Annotated in this window: 13 protein-coding genes and 1 pseudogene; 7 read left to right on the top strand and 7 right to left on the bottom strand. The window is 73.2% G+C overall.

All coding sequences use genetic code 11. The features are described 5' to 3' along the window. Window positions 1-229: 229 nt before the first annotated feature. Both ACXKR8_RS35870 and ACXKR8_RS35865 read right to left on the bottom strand, forming a co-directional pair. Entirely contained in the window at window positions 230-1,450 is a 1,221-nt protein-coding gene (locus ACXKR8_RS35870; protein WP_458275177.1) for a hypothetical protein, read from the bottom strand. Between the two features lie 5 nt (window positions 1,451-1,455). Continuing rightward, on the bottom strand, window positions 1,456-2,466 hold the full coding sequence (locus tag ACXKR8_RS35865) for a 5-dehydro-4-deoxyglucarate dehydratase (RefSeq protein WP_458268715.1): 1,011 nt from the start codon (window positions 2,464-2,466) through the stop codon (window positions 1,456-1,458). 135 nt (window positions 2,467-2,601) lie between these two features. Here ACXKR8_RS35865 and ACXKR8_RS35860 point away from each other — a divergent pair, with 135 nt between their 5' ends. The 3 genes from ACXKR8_RS35860 to ACXKR8_RS35850 all read left to right on the top strand — a co-directional run bounded on the left by ACXKR8_RS35860 (window position 2,602) and on the right by ACXKR8_RS35850 (window position 5,525). Further along, a complete protein-coding gene (locus tag ACXKR8_RS35860) occupies window positions 2,602-3,417 on the top strand; it encodes an NAD-dependent epimerase/dehydratase family protein (protein ID WP_458268714.1) in 816 nt (271 codons plus the stop codon). A gap of 95 nt (window positions 3,418-3,512) precedes the next feature. Further along, window positions 3,513-4,847, top strand: a complete 1,335-nt coding sequence (locus ACXKR8_RS35855) for a TerD family protein (RefSeq protein ID WP_458268713.1) — start codon at window positions 3,513-3,515, stop codon at window positions 4,845-4,847. A gap of 3 nt (window positions 4,848-4,850) precedes the next feature. Further along, window positions 4,851-5,525 carry a class I SAM-dependent methyltransferase gene (locus ACXKR8_RS35850; protein ID WP_458268712.1) on the top strand — a complete coding sequence of 225 codons (675 nt, stop codon included), beginning with the start codon at window positions 4,851-4,853 and terminating at the stop codon, window positions 5,523-5,525. A gap of 53 nt (window positions 5,526-5,578) precedes the next feature. Here the strand turns inward: ACXKR8_RS35850 and ACXKR8_RS35845 are convergent, their stop codons facing one another. Then, a complete protein-coding gene (locus ACXKR8_RS35845) occupies window positions 5,579-6,508 on the bottom strand; it encodes a proline dehydrogenase family protein (RefSeq protein WP_458268711.1) in 930 nt (309 codons plus the stop codon). Between the two features lie 60 nt (window positions 6,509-6,568). Then, a pseudogene (gene pruA, locus ACXKR8_RS35840) lies at window positions 6,569-8,196 on the bottom strand (L-glutamate gamma-semialdehyde dehydrogenase). 129 nt (window positions 8,197-8,325) lie between these two features. Here pruA and ACXKR8_RS35835 point away from each other — a divergent pair. Then, window positions 8,326-9,942: a PucR family transcriptional regulator gene (locus tag ACXKR8_RS35835; RefSeq protein ID WP_458268710.1), complete on the top strand. Its 1,617-nt coding sequence runs from the start codon at window positions 8,326-8,328 to the stop codon at window positions 9,940-9,942. A 7-nt stretch (window positions 9,943-9,949) separates the two neighbouring features. Here ACXKR8_RS35835 and ACXKR8_RS35830 read toward each other — a convergent pair whose 3' ends face one another. Continuing rightward, complete coding sequence (locus ACXKR8_RS35830; protein WP_458268709.1) at window positions 9,950-11,089, bottom strand: hypothetical protein; 1,140 nt, start codon at window positions 11,087-11,089, stop codon at window positions 9,950-9,952. 158 nt (window positions 11,090-11,247) lie between these two features. Here ACXKR8_RS35830 and ACXKR8_RS35825 point away from each other — a divergent pair, with 158 nt between their 5' ends. Further along, window positions 11,248-12,144 (top strand): hypothetical protein, encoded by an 897-nt coding sequence (locus ACXKR8_RS35825; protein ID WP_458268708.1) that lies wholly within the window; start codon window positions 11,248-11,250, stop codon window positions 12,142-12,144. Here ACXKR8_RS35825 and ACXKR8_RS35820 read toward each other — a convergent pair. Continuing rightward, the gene (locus ACXKR8_RS35820) at window positions 12,119-12,835 is read right to left on the bottom strand and encodes a TetR/AcrR family transcriptional regulator (protein ID WP_458268707.1); all 717 of its coding nucleotides are present in this window, start codon (window positions 12,833-12,835) and stop codon (window positions 12,119-12,121) included. The genes ACXKR8_RS35825 and ACXKR8_RS35820 overlap by 26 nt on opposite strands. Window positions 12,836-12,982: 147 nt before the next feature. Between ACXKR8_RS35820 and ACXKR8_RS35815 the strand changes: the two genes are divergently transcribed. Beyond that, on the top strand, window positions 12,983-14,473 hold the full coding sequence (locus tag ACXKR8_RS35815) for an APC family permease (RefSeq protein ID WP_458268706.1): 1,491 nt from the start codon (window positions 12,983-12,985) through the stop codon (window positions 14,471-14,473). Window positions 14,474-14,607: 134 nt separating this feature from the next. After that, complete coding sequence (locus tag ACXKR8_RS35810) at window positions 14,608-16,053, top strand: DUF3616 domain-containing protein (RefSeq protein ID WP_458268705.1); 1,446 nt, start codon at window positions 14,608-14,610, stop codon at window positions 16,051-16,053. A gap of 59 nt (window positions 16,054-16,112) precedes the next feature. On the opposite strand, the gene ACXKR8_RS35805 is transcribed toward ACXKR8_RS35810, so the two are convergent. Next, complete coding sequence (locus tag ACXKR8_RS35805; RefSeq protein WP_458268704.1) at window positions 16,113-17,819, bottom strand: hypothetical protein; 1,707 nt, start codon at window positions 17,817-17,819, stop codon at window positions 16,113-16,115. Between the last annotated feature and the right edge of the window lie 96 nt (window positions 17,820-17,915).

The raw sequence follows: 17,915 nt of genomic DNA, 5'->3' as shown, positions 1-17,915 counted from the left end.
CAGCGACGGGCCCCGGGCCCGCCCCCGCTCGCCTGTTGCCCGCGAGCGGCAGCGAGCACCGGGGGCGAAGCCCCGGTCCACAAACACGCACTGGGAGCACGGCGCCGGGACGGGGGCTCAGCCGCAGACGCCCCCCGCGCCCGCCCACAGAGACCCGCACCCCGCCACCGCGTCAGCCCCGCCCCCGCGACGGCGTCCCCGCTCCCGCCTCCCGCCTGCCTCCCGCTCTCTACCGCGTCCCCCGCAACCGCCCCCGCAGCACCGCCAGGTCCGCGTCCGAGGCCAACCCCGCGTGGTAGAGCCGCAGTTCGTCCGCCCCGGCGGGGACCGCGGCAGCGGGGTCGCCGCCCATGCCGGTGACGACCGTCAGATTCGCCGCCAGGGTCCGCCCCGGCAGCCGCGGGGCCGCGTCCAGGGTCGCGGTCGAGCCAGTGCACGGCAGCACCAAACCGTCCGCGCCCCCACCGCCCGCAGCTCCGCCATCCCCGTCCCCGCCGCCCACAGAAGCCGCACCCAGCAACCACTCCGCCTCGACGCCGACGTTGGCGCCGACCCGGTGCGAGGCCGGGTCCGCGTGCAGCAGGATCCGGAAGTCCGCGCCTCCGGTGCCCCCCGCACCAGCCGCTCCCGCCGCAGCCCGTACCGCCGCGACAGAGCCCGCCTGCACGACCCGGGCCTGCTCCCGCCGATAGCGGAGCGTGAACCCGGCGAGCTCCACGCCGAGCAGCTTCTCCACCCCGGCCCATTCCTCCGCGAACCGCTCAGCCTTCCCCGCCCACACCGGTTCCAGCGCCGCCCGTACCGCGACGTCCAAGTCGACCACACCCGCCGCCGCATAAGCGGCCGTGCAGACGTCGCAGAAGCAGAGCGACATCAGGTACTGCGCCGCGCCGTCCAGCGGCACGCCGCCGATCTTGTCGTGGGCGTGCAGATGGGCCATTCCGTACCAGCCGCAGGACTCCAGCTCGGTGCCCACCGCGCCCGGCCGCACCCCCGCCTCGGCGGCGAGCGCGGCGCAGTAGGCGACCACCTCGGGGCGGGCGATGCACAGCGCCCAGGGGTAGCGGTCGCCGTAGGCGTTCCGCACCGTGCTGTCCGGGTTCTCGCCGCCCAGGCGGGAGTTGTGCGCGAGCACCACCCAGGTGGCGACCTCGAGCCCGGCTGCCCGCAGCTGCTCGGCGGCTTCGCCCCAGGGGTCGGGGCTGTCGAGCCACTGCTGCTGGTGCGGGCGCAGCGCAGCGCCCGCCCAGTGCGCGGCGGACGGCGGATAGTAGACCGCGGCGTACGGTGCAGTGACGATCCTGGTGCGGGGGTGACGGGGCGTCAGCGCGCGGGTGCTGTGGTAGGCCGAGGCCAGGGTGACGCCGTCGATGCCGAGGTCGGCGAGCCGCGCCGAGGCGTCCGGGTCGCCGAGGACGTCCCAGGGGTAGAGGAAAGCACTGCTTCGAATCGAGATCACCGCTCTCCCTCCGCAGTGAGCTTCCCGGCGAGCTTCCCCACGAGTTCCCCGGCAGGCTTGCCCGCAGGCTTCCCGGCGAGCACCGCCCGCCCGCGTTCGATCAGTTCGGCCAGGTCCTTGACGTGCTGCGCGGCAGGCTCCGACAGCGGGGGGCGGACCCCACCCACGTCCAGCCCCTCCAGCCGCACCCCGGCCTTGACCAGCGACACCGCATACCCGCGGCCCAGGTTGCGCAGTTCCACCAGCGGCCGGTAGAAGCCGTCGAGCAGCGCGTTGACCACCGCGTCGTCCCCGCCCAGCAGCGCGCGGTGGAAGGCCAGCGCGATGTCCGGCGCGAAGCAGTAGACGGCGGAGGAGTAGAGCGTGACGCCGATCCCCCGGTAGGCGAGGCCGGTGAGTTCCGCCGTCGGCAGGCCGTTGAAGTAGAGGAACCGCCGCTCGGGGACCTCGGTGCGCATCGCGCTGATGATCCGCTGCATCAGGTCGAGGTCGCCGCAGCCGTCCTTGATCCCGATCACCTGCTTCAGCGCCGACAGCCTGACCACCGACTCCGGGGTGAGCACGGCGTTGTCGCGCTGGTAGATGATCATGTCGAGGTCGGTGGAGGCGGCGATCTCGGCGAAGTGCCGCAGCAGGCCGTCCTGGTCCGCGTTGACCAGGTAGGGCGGCAGCACCAGCAGCCCGTCCGCGCCGGCCCGGCGGGCGCGGACGGCGAAGTGCTTGGCGAGGGCCGTGCCGTGGCCGACCCCGGCGACGACGGGGACGCGTCCGGCCGCGGTCTCGACCGCGGCGGCGACCACGGCCTCGTACTCGTCCAGGTCGAGGGCGTGGTATTCGCCAGTGCCGCAGGCGGCGAAGACCGCGCCCGCGCCGCCGTCCACACCGGTGGCGACATGGGTGCGAAGGGCGTCCAGGTCCAGCGAGCCGTCCGGCGCGAAGGGGGTCACCGGGAAGAAGAGAAGGCCGTTCAGCCGGTCGGCGAGGGGCGGGGCGGCGCGGTCCGGCATGTGGCGTTCTCCCTGGTGGGCTGCTGAGGTTGTTGACTGCATGATGCAGCGACTCCTAGGCTAGCCATATATGTGAATACGATCCACATTCTTGTTCAATCTTCTTCTCTGCATGCCGGAGCCCGGAGGCCACTGATGACCACCCCCAAGCACGTGCTGCTGACCGGTGCCGCCGGAGGGGTCGGCACCTTCCTCAAGGAGAGCCTCCCCGGGTACGGCTACACCCTGCGCCTCAGCGACCTGGTCCCGGTCGACGGCGCGCCGGACGCGCTCGCCGTGGACCTCAGCGACCGGGCCGCCGTACGGGAGGCCGTCCGCGGCGTGGACGCGGTGATCCACCTCGGCGGGCTCTCGCTGGAGAACACCTTCGACAACATCCTCGCCGCCAACATCGAGGGCGCCTACAACCTCTACGAGGCCGTCCGCGCCGAGGGCATCCGCCGGGTGGTGTTCGCCAGCAGCAACCACGTGGTCGGCTTCGCGGCCCGCCCGGAGCACCCGGAGGAGAAGAAGTACCTGCTCCCGGTCGAGACGACGTTCCGCCCCGACACCTTCTACGGCGTGTCCAAGTGCTTCGGCGAGTCGCTGGCCTCGCTCTACGCGGACAAGTACGGCGTGGAGACGGTCTCGATCCGGATCGGCTCCTGCTTCGCGCTGCCCAAGAACACCCGGATGCTGGAGACCTGGCTCAGCCCGGCCGACTGCGCCCGGCTGATGCACGCCGCGCTCACCGCCCCCGACGTGCACCACAGCATCGTCTACGGCACCTCCGCCAACACCCGCGGCTGGTGGGACCTCGCCCCGGCCCGCGCGCTCGGCTTCGAGCCGCAGGACGACTCCGAGGTGTACGCGGCCGAGGTCGTCGCCGAGCACGGCGAGCTGGTCCCCGGAACGCCGGAGCACACCTACCTGGGCGGCGCCTTCACCACGGTGCAGCCGGAGTCTTTCTAGACGTTGACGCCTCTCCGACGTCCACTGCGGTTACGGTTGGTCCCGTAGGCGTCCGGGTGCAGATCCGGCCATCGTGCGTCCCTGGGAGATCGACCGTGACCGCAGTCCTCACGCCCGGCGGCAATACCCCGCTGACCAGCGCACGCGTCAGCGTCGCGGTCGCCGCAGCGAAGCAGCTGGACGTGTCCGCGCTGCTGCTCACCGCAGCCGGGAAGGTCCGCTCAGACGACGACCTGATCTTCTTCAACGCGCCCAACGGCCCCGGTGTCACCTACAGCCAGGCCGGCATCACGGTCGACACCGGCGGCGTGCCCGCCGGGATCGAGAAGATCGTGATCACCGCCAGCCTGGACGACCGCCGGGCCACCTTCGCCGGGACCGAGCCGACCGCCACCGTCACCGACCTCAACAGCGGCGCGGTGCTGGCCACCTTCACCCCGCCCCGGCTGACCAGCGAGACCGCGCTGATCGTGGTCGAGCTGTACCGGCGCGCCGGGGAGTGGAAGCTCCGCGCAGTGGGCCAGGGCTACGCCAACGGCCTGGCCGGCATCGCCATCGACTTCGGCATCGACGTCGAGGAGGAGCCGCCCGCGCAGGCCGCCGCCCCGAGCGCACCGGCCCCCACCTACCAGGCGCCCCCGCCCACCTACAACCAGCCCCCGCCGAACCCCTTCACCGCGCACGAGCCGGAGGACTGGCACCTCGCCTCCCCCACCCCGCCCGCCGCGCCGGCCTACACGCCTCCGCCGCCCCCCGCGTACGCCCCGCCGCCCCCGCCCGCCTACGCCCAGCCGGCGCCCCCCGCCTACGCCCCGCCCGCCGCCCAGGCCCCGGCCCCCGGCGCCGGCGGGGGCAAGGTCACCCTCGACAAGGGTCGGGTCTCGCTCACCAAGGGCGGCTCGGTCTCCCTGGTCAAGGACGGCCGGCCGTTCCTCTCCACGGTCAAGATGGGCCTGGGCTGGGAGCCCGCCTACGGCGGCCGCGCGGTCGACCTGGACGCCTCGGTGATCGCCTTCGACGGCCACCGCAAGGAGTTGGAGAAGGCCTGGTTCATGCACCTGCAGGCCTTCAACGGCGCCATCCAGCACCACGGCGACAACCTCACCGGCAACGGCTCCGGCGACGACGAGGTCATCAGCGTCCATCTGCAGAACCTTCCGCCGCAGGTCACCGGCCTGGTCTTCATGGTGAACTCGTTCTCGGGGCAGAAGTTCACCGACGTCGCCAAGGCCTACTGCCGACTGCTCGACGGCAACACCAACGCCGAACTGGTCCGCTTCGACCTCACCCACGCCGAGCCCCGCACCGGGGTGCTGATGTGCAAGCTGGTGAAGATGCAGTCCGGCGAGTGGGTGATGACCGCGCTGGAGGAGTACCACGAGGCCAAGAGCGCCCGGGGCATGGTCAAGCCCGCCTCCAAGGCGCTCTGAGCCATGGCGGCGGCCGCGGCGGCGTACGACGAGATCGCGGACTGGTACGAGCAGGAGTTCCTCGGCGGCCCGGTCGGGGACGGCAGCCCGCTCAGCCTCGGGCCTGTGCTGCGCGAGCTCCTCGGCACGGGCAGCGGCAGCTGCCTGGAGATCGGCTGCGGGACCGGCGTGCACGCGGCCCAGGTGAGGGAGTTGGGCTGGACCCCGGTCGGGGTCGACCTCTCCGCCGGGATGCTGCGGCACGCGGACGGCCGGCTCCCGGTCGCCCGCGCCGACGCCGCCCGGCTGCCGTTCCGGGACGGGTCGGTCTCCGCCGCCATCGCGATGATGGTGCACACCGACATGCCCGCCTACCCAGCGGTGCTATGCGAGGCGGCGCGGGTGCTGCGGCCCGGCGGGGTGTTCGTCCATGTCGGCGTCCACCCCTGTTTCTGCGGGGGCTTCGCCGACCGGGGCGACCCGGAGGCCGTGGTCATCGGCCCCGGCTACCTGGACGGCGCCTGGACCAAGAAGTCCTGGACCGCCCAGGGCGTCCGCGACAAGGTGGGCGCCACCCACCTCCCGCTCCCCGCCCTGCTGAACGCCTTCCTGGCCGCTGATCTGACGTTCGAACAGTTTGCCGAGACCGGCAGCCCCACCCCGATCATCCTCGCCGCGAGGGCCCGCAGGCGCGGCTGAGCCCCAACCACAGGCCCGAGCACAGGCCAAGCAGCAGGCCGAACGCAGGCCGGTCAGTCGCGGGTGGCCAGCGCGCGGAGGAAGAAGGCGAGGTTGGCCGGGCGCTCCGCCAGCCGCCGCATGAAGTAGCCGTACCACTCGCCGCCGTAGGGGAGGTAGATCCGCATGGTGGCGCCGGTGTCGACGATGCGCTGCTGCTCCTCCGGACGGATGCCGTAGAGCATCTGGTACTCGAAGGTGTCCAGCTTGCGGTCCTGCCAGTGCGCGAGCTGCCCGGCGATGCGGATCAGCCGCGGGTCGTGCGAGGCGACCATGGGGTAGCCCTCGCCCTGCATCAGGGTCTTCAGGCAGCGGACGTACGCCCGGTCGACCTCGCCCTTGGCCTGGTGGGCCACCGAGGCGGGCTCCTGGTACGCGCCCTTGCAGAGCCGGACCCGCGAGCCGGGGCCGGCGAAGTCCACGCAGTCGGCCTCGGTGCGGTGCAGATAGGCCTGCAGCACCACCCCGACCCAGGGGAAGTCGGCGCGCAGCTCGCGGGCGATGCCGAGGGTGGAGTCGGTGGTGGTGTGGTCCTCCATGTCCAGGGTCACCGTGGTGCCCGCCGCGGCCGCGGCCGCGCAGATGCGGCGGGCGTTGTCGAGGGCGATCCGCTCGCCGTCCCGGGCGAGCGACTGGCCGACGGCGGAGAGCTTGACCGAGACCTCCGCCCGTTCGGCCAGCCCGGTCTCCTCCAGCGCGCCGAGCAGATGCTCGTACGCGGTGGCGGTGGCGGCGGCCTGGGCGGCGTCGCGGGTGTCCTCGCCCAGGTGGTCCAGCGAGATCCGGCGGCCGGCGCCGACGAGTTCGTCGGTGACGGCGACGGCCTGGTCCAGGCTGTCGCCCGCGACGAAGCGCTGGACCAGGGCCCGGGTGGGCGGCAGCTGCTCAACCAGGGCACGGGTGCGCGGCGAGCGGGCGGCGGCGAGCAGGGGGGTGCGGAGCATGCCGACTCCAATGCGGAGGAGAAGTGCCGAGGAGAAGTGCGGAGGAGAAGTGGGGGAGGGTCAGCCCATGTGCGGGTAGCGGAAGTCCGTCGGCGGAGCGAAGGTCTCCTTGATGGAGCGGGTCGAGGTCCAGCGCAGCAGGTTCTGCGCGGCCCCGGCCTTGTCGTTGGTGCCGGAGGCGCGCCCGCCGCCGAAGGGCTGCTGGCCGACGACGGCGCCGGTCGGCTTGTCGTTGATGTAGAAGTTCCCGGCCGCGAAGCGGAGCTTCTCCATGGTCAGCGCGATGGCGGCGCGGTCACGGGCGACCACGGCGCCGGTCAGCGCGTAGGAGGAGACCGCGTCCAGCTGCTCCAGCACCGCCTCGTAGTCGGCGTCCTGGTAGACGTGGACGGCCAGCACCGGGCCGAAGTACTCCTCGCGGAAGTACTCCGCGGCCGGGTCGGCGCAGACCAGCACGGTCGGCCGGACGAAGTAGCCGACCGAGTCGTCGTACGTCCCGCCGGCCAGGATCTCGACCTGCGGGTCGGCCGTCGCCCGGTCGATCGCGGCCCGGTTCTTGGCGAAGGAGCGGGCGTCGATGACCGCGCTCATGAAGTTGCCGAGGTCGGTGACGTCGCCCACGCTCAGCCGCTCCACCTCGTCCCGGAAGCCGTCCTTGATCGTCTCCCAGAGCGAGGCCGGGACGTAGGCGCGGGACAGCGCCGAGCACTTCTGCCCCTGGTACTCGAAGGCGCCGCGGGTCATCGCGGTGCGCAGCACGTCCGGGTCGGCCGAGGGGTGGGCGACCAGGAAGTCCTTGCCGCCGGTCTCGCCGACCAGCCGCGGGTAGGTCCGGTAGTTGCCGATGTTGGCACCGACCGTCCCCAGAGGTGCTGGAAGGTGGGGGTGGAGCCGGTGAAGTGGATCCCGGCCAGGTCGCGGTGGGTCAGCGCGACCTCGGAGACGGCGAGGCCGTCGCCGGTGACCATGTTGATCACCCCGGCCGGCAGTCCGGCCTCCTCCAGCAGGTCCATCAGCAGGTGCGCCGAGAACTGCTGGGTCGGCGAGGGCTTCCAGACCACGGTGTTGCCCATCAGCGCCGGCGCGGTGGGCAGGTTGCCGGCGATGGCGGTGAAGTTGAAGGGGGTGATCGCGTAGACGAAGCCCTCCAGCGGCCGGTGGTCGCTGCGGTTCCAGACGCCCGGCGAGGACTGCGGCTGCTCGGCCAGGATCTCCCGGGCGAAGTGGACGTTGAAGCGCCAGAAGTCGACCAGTTCACAGGGGCAGTCGATCTCGGCCTGCTGCGCGGTCTTGGACTGGCCCAGCATGGTCGCCGCGGCCAGGGTCTCCCGCCAGGGTCCTGCCAGCAGGTCGGCGGCCTTGAGGAAGATCGCGGCCCGGTCGTCGAAGGACAGCGCCCGCCAGGCCGGGGCGGCCTTGAGCGCGGCGTCCACCGCCTCCTGGGCGTCCTCGGCGGTGGCGTTGCGCAGGGTGCCGAGGACGGCCGCGTGCCGATGCGGCTGGACCACGTCGACCGGCGCGCCCCGGCCCAGTCGGCGGACCCCGCCGACGGCCATGGTCAGCTCGATCGGACCCTGCTCGCCGAGCCGCTTGAGCTCGGCCTCCAGTCGGCCGCGCTCGGCGCTGCCGGGGGCGTAGCTGTGCACCGGCTCGTTGACCGGCGCGGGAATCCTGGTCACAGCGTCCAACACGCGCGTTCTCCTCTGAGCAGCGACTTCTGTCACGCAGCAGGCTAGGCCCGTGCGGCGGTCCACCGATGTGGACGAACGGATAGGATCCATGGTCCAGGCTTGGCCGACCGGACAAGGGAGGACACGTTGCGAACCGCCGACGGAATCTCGCTCCGCCAGCTGCTGATGTCCCTCGGCGAGCCGCTGGCCGAACTCCAGTACGCCCCCGACCTGGACGCCGTGGTCAGCGGGATCACCCTGCTGGATCCGGAGGAGCCCCCCGCTGCCCGCCCCGGCGACCTGGTGCTGGCCCTGGGCGTCCGCGGCCGGGCCGCGCTCCCGGTGCTGCGCGCGGCGGGGCGGGACCGGGCGGCGGCGGTCGCGCTGAAGCCGAGCCCCTCGGACAGCCTGGAATCCCTCAGCTCCGCCGCCGAGGAGGCCGGCGTCGCGCTGCTGTCGGTCCGCCCCGAGGCGCACTGGGGCCATCTGGACGCGCTGGTCCGGGCCGCCCTCGCGGCCGGCGCCCCGCCCCGGCCCGACCCGGAGTCGGAGGGCGGCGACCTGTTCGGCCTGGCCCAGACCACAGCCGTGCTGACCGGCGGCATCGTCAGCATCGAGGACACCGCCAACCGGATCCTGGCCTACTCCCGCTCGGCGGACTCCGACGAGGCGGACGACCTGCGGCGGCTGACCATCCTCGGCTGGCAGGGCCCCGAGCCGTACCTGTCCAAGCTGCGCGAGTGGGGCGTGTTCCAGCAGTTGCGCACCGCCGACGCGGTGGTCGCCATCGACGCCCACCCCGAGCTGGGCCTGCGCCGCCGACTGGTGGTCGGGATCCGTTCCGGCGAACGGCAGTTGGGCACCATCTGGGTGCAGGAGGGGTCGCATCCGCTGGCCGAGCGGGCCGAGCAGGCGCTGCTGGGCGCGGCCAGGGTCGCCGCGCTGCACCTGGTCCGCCGCCGAAGCGAGCTCAGCGCCGACCTCCGGCTCACCCGCACCCTGCTCGCCGGACTGCTGGACGGGGCGACCGGGCCGCAGTCGCTGGCCGGCCACCTGGCCCTGGACGTCCGCCGCCCGGCCGCGGTGCTGGGCTTCGCACTCCCCCACGGCACCGGCCTGACCAGGGCGGACACCCTCAATGTGATCGCGGTGCACGCCGCCGCCCGGCACCGCGGCGCGCTGGTCGCCCCGGTCGGCGACCGGGTCTACGTGCTGCTGGCGGAGCTGCCCCGCGACATCTCCCCCGACCTGCTGCGCGGCTGGGCCGAGGACGTCTCCGACGCGGCCCGCGGCCATCTCGCCGCCCCGCTGCGGGGTGCGGTCGGACGGGTGGTGCCGACCCTGGCCGCCGCGCCCGCGTCCCGCGCCGAGGCGGACCGGGTGCTGGACGCCATGGCCTCCGGCCGGATCGCCGCCGCCGTGGCCGCGCTCTCCGACGTGAGGGCGGAGGTGCTGCTCGGGGAACTGCTGGCGCTGCTGGCCGCCAACCCCGAGATACGCGACCCCCGACTGACCGCGCTGGTGGCCCAGGACGCTAAGCACGGCGGCCAGTTGGCGGACTCGGTGCTGGCCTGGCTGGACCACCTCGGCGACGTCAGGGAGGCCGCCGACGAACTGCATGTCCACCCCAACACCGTGCGCTACCGGATCCGCCGGGCCGAGCAGCTGACCGGCCTGGACCTGCGCAGCCCGGAGCAGCGGCTGCTGGCGATGCTCCAGCTGCGGCTCCCGCCCCGGAACCAGCAACAACAGCAATCGCAGTGACGTTACGTCAGCTGTGCGCCGCCGCGCGTTCGATCAGCCAGCTCTGCCACTGCTCCAGCCAGGACCCCACCATCCGCTCCCGGGCCAGGGCCCGCTCATGGGCGTCCTCGCGCGAGCGCAGCTCCCGCACCCAGTCGGCGCGCCAGGCGCGCTGGGCGGCGACGCTGGGCACCTCGCTGTCGAAGACCGTGTAGCGGATGCTCTCCTCGACGGCGGCGCGGCCGTCCTCCGTGCCGGGGAACCAGGCGGCGTTCTCGGCGAGCCGGACCATCTGGTTGACCAGGGCGGTCACCGCTTCATTGGCGGCGTCCCGGTCCTCCCCGGCGAGCCGCATCTGCTGCCGTACCGCGCTCTCCCAGAGGTCGCCCCGGTCGGTGCGGTTGCCGCGCGGCTCGCGCGGCAGGTGCCCGGCCCTGGTCGCGGCCTCCACCCGCAGCGCGTGCTGCACCGAGAAGTCGACCAGCCGCCGGTGCGCCTCCAGACCGGCCGGCTCCGGGGCGGCCGCGGCCGGTGGCACCGCATGGGCCCGCTGCCGGCGCTCGGAGAGCTCGTTCAGCCGCTCCTGGCGGCCGACGGCGTAGGGCTGGAGGTCCTCGACGGTGCGCAGCGCCACCCGTTCGGGGGCGATGCCGCGCCCGGTCACGGTGATGGTGACCGGTTCGCCGCCGCGGTTCCGCAGCGGGCTGTCGGGGCCGCCGACATCGAACCTGGCCGCCCAGAGCGGGCCCTCGCCGCGCAGCGCGGCCCGGATCGGGATGCCGTCCACGGTGAACCAGGGCTCGGACTCCACGGCCAGGTCGGGTCCGTCGCCCTCGTCGATCCCGGCGTGCTCGAACAGCCGGTCGCGCTCGTCCTCGATCACGTCCTGCAGCGGGCGCGGCCGGTGGCCCGCGTCGGTCAGAGTGCTCTGCACCGCGACGTACGGGCCCTCCGCGTCGAACAGGCTGCCGTGCGAGAGGACCACCTTGACCAGTTTGCTGTCGTGCCGCTCCCAGGAGGCGAGGGTGGGGGCGTCGAGCAGCGGGGCGGAGGGGCCGTAGACCCGGAAGGTCCGCCTGCCGAGGGTGCGCAGGTCCGCCTCGGCCATCTGCCGCCAGATGTCGCGTGGACCTTCGAAGCCTCCGCTGCCGCCACTCCTGAACTGCACGCCGAGTCCCCCTCCAGGTCCGCCAGGCCGTCGACTCAAGCCTACGGAGCTTCATGCCCATCGGGCAGTGGGTTGGACCCGCTCAGGGCAAAGCGACTGCTACCCCGTCCGGACCACCCGACTGGCAGGAACAGCTCCATGATACCGACAGTGACGACGTGACTACACGTGCCCGGCGCACCGCCGCCGTCCTGCTCGCCGCCTCGGCCCTGCTGCTGCCCGCCCGTGCGCAGGCCGCGCCCTCGGACGCGGACCCGGACCAGTGCGTCCCGCCCGCGGGCGCGAGCGCGACCGGACCGGTCCGGGTGGCCCTGGACTGGTCGGCGGCGGCGGTCGCGCCCGGCAGCACACCGGCCCTGGGGATCCGGGTGACCAACACCGGCGCCACCCCGACCACCGATCCCACCCTGGTGGTGGTGCACCTGCCAGCGCCCAACTCGATCAGCGCGGAGCCGGGCACCGACCTCACCCTGTTCGGCACCGGCGGCTCCTACACCGTCCCGGCCGGACTCGCCCCCGGCGCGACCGCCGGCACCGTGCTGACCCTGGACGTGCACGCCGAGGACCCGCCGAACACCACCCAGCACTGCGACGTGACCTCCTTCACCGGGAACGACCACGCCACCGTGCCCTACGACGTGGTGACCGGCGATCCGGTGGTGAGCCTCGGCATCCGCACCTACCAGCCGGTCGCCGCCGCGCCCGGAGCGACCGTCAACTTCGGCGTGGTGGAGCACAACGCGGGCCCGTCCAACGCCTACCAGGGCACCACCGCGATCACCATGACCGCCCCGCGGCACACCCACTGGTCCGCGCCGCTGCCCTACGGCTGCACCGCCGACCCGGCCTCGCTGCGGCTCAGCTGCGGCTACCAGGGCTCACCGCTGGTCTGGCGGGACGAGGCCCAGTGGCCGAACCTGACCCTGGACCCCCAGGTCGAGCCCGGCACGGTCCTCGACGGCGGGGAGCTGACCATCGCCAACCCCTGGGACTGCGCCGGGGTGCACCACACCCCGTTCAGCGTCACGGTCACGCCCCCGGCTGCGCAGCCGTAGCCCCGGTGGCCGAGGTCCCGGCGGCCGAGGTCCCAGTTGCCGAGGTTCCGGCGGCCGTGGCCCTGGCGCCGAGGCCGTCCAGCAGCAGCCGCAGCGCCAGCTCGAAGCCGCGTTCGTCCAGCCCGGTCGGGCCGCCGCCCCTCCCGGACGCTGCCTCCAGCGAGTCGGCCAGGGCCGGGTAGTGCGGACGGTAGCCGTCCGGGGCGCGGGTGAAGCCGGCCGTGAAGGTCTCCAGTGCGGATCCCAGCACCAGGTAGTCCAGTGCGGCGGCGGCCTCGGCCGCGTCGGCGGCGGAGAGTCCGGCCCTGGCCAGCGCGGCGAGCAGGGTGTCGTAGCCGCGCAGCTGGCCTTCCGCCTCGACCCGGCGGCGGGCCAGCAGCGCGATGGTGTTGGGGTGGCGCAGGAACACGGCGCGGTAGCCGCGGGCGTAGGCGGCGAGGCCCAGGCGCCAGTCGCCGTCCTCCCGCTCGGCCAGCGGTGCCAGGTCGATCTCCTGGTTGACCAGTTCGGCCAGCGCGTCCAGCAGTTCGTCCTTGCCGGTGACATGGTTGTAGAGCGAGGCGGCCTTGACCCCCAGCCGGTCGGCCAGGGCGCGCATGGTGAGCCCGTCCGCCCCCGCCTGGTCCACCACCTCCAGCGCGGCCCGCGCTATCACCTGCCTGCTGAGCAGCGCACGACTCGGTCGCCCCATGGCCCGGTCCACCCCTTCACTGAGTCCTGCCCGCCGCCACGTTACCGCTTGGTTTCGGCTCTTCCATGGAGGGCCCCTGGCGGCTATCGTCCCTGTCTACCACAGCTAACTAACAAAGTTAGTTTTTCGACCACGGCAAGGTGGACCATGAGCGAACACAGCGACGCCGCCCGGCTAGAGGCCCTCGGCTACCGCCAGGAGCTGCGCCGCAGCCTCAGCGTCCTCGGCAACATCTCCATGGGCTTCGCCGTCGTCTCCCCCGTCGTCGGCCTCTACGCCGTCGCCGTGGTCGGCCTGGGCATCGCCGGACCGGCCTGGGTCTGGGCGCTGCCGATCTGCCTGCTCGGCCAGGCCCTGGTGGTCTGCGTCTACTCCGAGCTGGCCTCGCAGTGGCCGCTGGCCGGCGGCGCGTACCAGTGGAGCCGCCGGCTCACCAGCCCGGCCTTCGCCTGGCTCAGCGGCAGGATGTGGCAGTTCGCGGTGATGTTCGCCAACACCACCGTCGCCTACCTGGCCGCGCCCTGGGTGTTCACCCTGTTCGGTACGACCCCGTCGCCGCGGGACCTGGTGCTGGTGGCGCTCGGCTTCATGCTGTTCTGCACCCTGGTCAACGCCTACGGCATCAACTTCCTGCGCTGGTTCGTCTCGCTCGGCATCGCCGCCGAGGCGGTCGCCTCGATCCTGGTCGGGCTCGCGCTGCTGCTGGTGTTCCGGCAGCACGGCTTCTCCCTGCTCACCGAGACCCTGGGCGCGCCCGCCGCGCTCGGCAGCACCGACCTCAAGGCCTTCCTCGCGGTGATCGCGGTCGGCGGCTGGGCCTTCATCGGCTTCGACGCCTGCGTCTCCACCGCCGAGGAGACCAAGGACGCCGCCCGGCAGGTGCCCCGGGCCATGTGGTGGGCGCTGCTCAGCGTCGGCGCCGTGGTGATCCTCAACGCCGTCGCCGTCGAACTGGCCCACCCCGACCCCGCCGCGGTCATCGCCGGGCAGGACCTCGACCCGGTCACCACCGCCGTGGTCAGCAACTTCGGCGGCTGGGCCGCGAAGCCCTTCGTGGTGGTGGTGCTGATCAGCTTCACCGCCTGCCTGATGGCCTCCCAGGGCGGCGCCGCCCGCGGCCTCTACTCGCTGGCCCGGGACGAGGTCTTCCCGTTCTCCCGGCAGGTGCGCAAGGTCAACCGGCACAAGGCCCCGATCGGCGGCCTGGTCGCGGCGACCGCGGTCAGCTGCGCCGCGCTGCCGCTCGGCCTGAACAGCTCCGCCATGGGCACCCTGATCACCTTCGGCAGCGCGGCCACCTTCGTCCCGTTCTTCCTGCTCACCGCGGTCGCGCTGAGCGCCAGGCTGCGCGGCCGCTGGACCCCCTCCGGCGCGGTCTCGTACGGGCGCTTCGGCACCCTGCTGAACGCCCTCGCGGTGCTGTGGACCGGCTTCGAGGTGGTCAACATCTGCTGGCCGCGGGCGATCCTGGCCCCGGTCGGCGCCCCCTGGTACCAGGTGTGGGGCGCCCTGCTCGGGGTCGGCCTGGTCACCGGGGCCGGCGGACTCTATCTGCTGGCCCGCCGGCCCGACCGGCGGATGCGCGACCACGACAGCGACCACGGGCACCTGGACGAACTCGCTCCCGCGGTGCACTGATCCCGCCCGGCGGCGGTGGACGCGCTTCGTGCGAGAGCTGTTCACCTTTCAGCCCTCCGCCCGTGGCCGCGCGTTGCGACTGGTGCTCCAATCTTTCGGCGACACCCCCCGCCACCAGCCGGAAGGCCTGCCACATGCGCTCCAGCGCCGCCACCGCCGCTACCACCGCCCAGCAGTCGCGCCGTCCCCGCAGGATCGCAGTCGCCGCCGGCACCGCCGTCGCCGCGCTCGCCCTCGGGGTGCCGCTGCTGGGCGGCCAGGCGTCAGCGACCTCGTACGGAACGCCCAGCATCTCGCTCTCGGACGCCTACCTCTCCGGCGCCGTCGGCAGCACCGGCGACCCGACCGTCACCGTGACGATCAGTCAGAGCGGCGCGGACGCCTCGGCGCTGACCGTCGCGGCCAGCAAGAGCAGCAAGACCTCGGTGGCCAACCTCACCGATGTGGCGGTCACCGGCACCGGCGGCACCCGCACGGTGGCGGTCACCGCGCACGCCCAGGGGTACGCCGACCTGACCCTCAAGGTCACCGGGCTCGGCGGCAAGACGGCCACCAAGACCCTGCACTACGCGGCCTCCCCCGCGGTGCAGTTCGCCGCGACCACCCGCTACCTGACCGGCGCCGCGGACGGCTCCGCCGCGGTGGACCTCGGCGGCGGCTACATGGTGGTCGCCGACGACGAGAGCAACACCCTCCGGATGTACGACCGCGCCAACGGCGGCGCCGCGGTCAAGAGCTGGGACTTCAGCTCCGCGCTGGGCCTGGACAGCAGTGACGAGATCGACATCGAGGCGGGGGCCAGGGTCGGCAACACCATCTACTGGACCGGCTCGATGGGCAACAACAAGGACGGCAAGATCAAGGCCGAGCGGTCGACCCTGTTCACCACCACGGTCAGCGGTTCCGGCGCCTCCACCACGCTGTCCGTGGCCGGCGAGTACTCCGGCCTGCGCGCGGACCTGGTCGCCTGGGACAAGGCCAACGGCAACAAGTACGGCTTCGCCGCCGCCACCGCCTCCGGCCAGATCCCCAAGGAGATCAACGGCTTCAATGTCGAGGGCCTGGAGTTCGCCCCGGGCAGCAGCACCACCGCCTACATCGGCTTCCGCGCCCCGCTGGTCCCGCCGGCCAACGGCGGCAAGGCGCTGCTGGTGCCGGTCACCAACATGGACAAGCTCACCTCGGGCCTGCCCAACACCAAGACCCACGCCACCTTCGGCACCCCGATCGAGCTGGACCTGGGCGGCCTGAACGTCCGTGACATCCGCAAGAACGCGCTGAACCAGTACCTGATCGTGGCCGGCTCCTGGAGCGGCGACAACACCCTGCCGTTCGCCCTGTACCAGTGGGACGGCGTGGCCGCCGACGCCCCGGTCAAGCTGATCGACCTGCCGACCAGCAACCAGGGCGGCTGGGAGGGCGTGGTGGACGTCCCCGACCTCACCACCTCCGGGGCGACCGCCCAGCTGATCGCCGACAACGGCTCCGCCGACCTCTACGGCGACGGCACCGAGGCCAAGGACCTGGACCAGCCGGAGTGGGAGAAGTCCCGCAGCACGGTCTTCACCATCACCGGCTGATACCTCGTCAGCAGGCAAGGGGGGCGCACCGCATCGGCGGTGCGCCCCCCTTCACTGCTCTACTTCGCCGAGCCCATCCGGGACCGGGCCTTGTAGGCGGCCTTGCGGGCCTCCTTCGCGGTCCCCCGGTCCGGGTGCTGGTCGCCGATCGCCTCCAGCACCGCCGTGGTGTACGGGTGGTCGACCCGCCACAGCTCGGCGAGCAGCTCCGTCGCCGACTCGACCTCGACCGCCTCCACCACGGACTCCAGGAAGACCTCGTCCTCGGGACCCGGGTCGATCAGCTGCGCGGCCAGCGAGTCGACCATGGTCCACAGCGCCACCGGACGCTCCGGGGTCGCCACGTCCGTGGCCCCCTGCTCGGTCAGCCAGACCGTGGCCAGGCCGGTCAGATGCGGGTCGCCGAGCACCTCGCGGACCGAGGGCTCGGCCTCCTCGCCGAGCCGGGACAGCGCCAGCGCGCAGAACAGCCGGCGGATCGGCCCGACCAGGTCGTTGCCCCGGGACGCGGCCAGCAGTTCGGCCGCCGCGGCCAGCGGCTCCCGGCCGACCAGCCACTCGGCGATCTCCTCCCCCGGCAGCACATTAGCCGAGCCGGCGATGCCGGTCAGCAGTTCCTCCGCCGAGCCGCCGGCGTGGGCGCCGATCAGCGGGGCGTCGTAGCCGTCCTCCAGCAGCCACTGCCGCACCTGGTGCACGCCCAGCGCGGTGAGCCGGGCCAGGCCGAACCGGGCCGCCTCGGTCTCCGCGACCGGCGCCTCCGGGTCGAACGGCTCGGTGGGCAGCTCCGGGGCACCCGACTCGGATTCGGACTCGTCGAAGAGGCTCGGGTCGATCCGGCGGTAGTCGAGGATCCCGATGTCGGCGAGATCCTGCAGCATCGGGTCGAGCGCGACCATCACCGAGGTGATGTCGCCGAGCATCTCCTCGGTCGGGTCCTCGCCGTCGGGGACCACCAGCAGCGCCGAGAGCACGCCCAGCGGGACGGTCTCCTCGCTCTCGGTGGTGGCGAACGCGCGTGCCTCGTAGAGCACCTGCAGCGCCTCGTCGAGCAGGCCCTCGGCCTGCTCGCGGGCCTCCTCCAGCTGGGCGTACTCCTCCTCGGTCTCCTCCTCGCCGCTGCCGGCCACGGCCTCGGTGTCGGCGCCCTCGGGCAGGTCGCCGAGGTCGAGCTCGGCCTCCACGGTGATCCCGGCGACGATGGAGGCGGCGGACTCCCAGGCCGAGAGCACCGTCTCCGGGTCGCCCTGCTCCAGCGCCTCGACCCCGGTGGTGACGCCGGCCACCTCGCCGCCGCCGTCCTCCGGGCTGTCGCCGACCGCGATCAGCTCCAGGTCGACGGCCAGCACCCAGGCCCTGACCACGGCGCCCAGGCCCTCGTCGCCCTCGCCGAAGCCCAGCTCGGCGGCGGCCTGCGCCTCCAGCTCCGGGCCCAGCTCGCCCCACTCGTCCACCGGGCGCTGCGGGCCGACCCAGCGGGCCAGCCGGATCGCCCGCTCGAACAGCGGCACCCGCAGCGCGGCCTCGGCCAGCTCCTCCCGCTCCAGCAGCCGGACCGGCGGGAACAGCGGCTGGTCGTCGAGCTCCTCGTCGCTCCCGTCGCCGTCACCGACGTCGACGAGTTCATCCGCACCTCGGCCGAACACGCTGTCGACAGCAGACGCGCCGTAGAGCGTCTCCAGATCCATCTCCGAGGGGAGCGGCACCGCCGCCCCGCCCTGCTCCTCGGATGCCTTGTCACTCTTCCTACGGCTCGGACCCGCCATGATCGGACGCTCACTCTCCATTGGATGGAGGCGCGGCGGACCCGCCCGCCGCTGCCCCTGCTGACACTAGCCGCAGCGGCCGCGCACGGGCGGATA

The organism is Streptacidiphilus sp. PAMC 29251, assembly GCF_054208735.2.
This window is presented reverse-complemented; position numbering and strand designations above follow the sequence as displayed.

Bases quoted from the DNA above. Each gene is read 5' to 3' on its own strand.
- ACXKR8_RS35865 (WP_458268715.1), bottom strand. From the start codon at position 2,466: ATGCCGGACCGCGCCGCCCCGCCCCTCGCCGACCGGCTGAACGGCCTT.
- ACXKR8_RS35860 (WP_458268714.1), top strand. From the start codon at position 2,602: ATGACCACCCCCAAGCACGTGCTGCTGACCGGTGCCGCCGGAGGGGTC.
- ACXKR8_RS35850 (WP_458268712.1), top strand. From the start codon at position 4,851: ATGGCGGCGGCCGCGGCGGCGTACGACGAGATCGCGGACTGGTACGAG.
- ACXKR8_RS35845 (WP_458268711.1), bottom strand. From the start codon at position 6,508: ATGCTCCGCACCCCCCTGCTCGCCGCCGCCCGCTCGCCGCGCACCCGT.
- ACXKR8_RS35820 (WP_458268707.1), bottom strand. From the start codon at position 12,835: ATGGGGCGACCGAGTCGTGCGCTGCTCAGCAGGCAGGTGATAGCGCGG.
- ACXKR8_RS35815 (WP_458268706.1), top strand. From the start codon at position 12,983: ATGAGCGAACACAGCGACGCCGCCCGGCTAGAGGCCCTCGGCTACCGC.
- ACXKR8_RS35810 (WP_458268705.1), top strand. From the start codon at position 14,608: ATGCGCTCCAGCGCCGCCACCGCCGCTACCACCGCCCAGCAGTCGCGC.
- ACXKR8_RS35805 (WP_458268704.1), bottom strand. From the start codon at position 17,819: ATGGCGGGTCCGAGCCGTAGGAAGAGTGACAAGGCATCCGAGGAGCAG.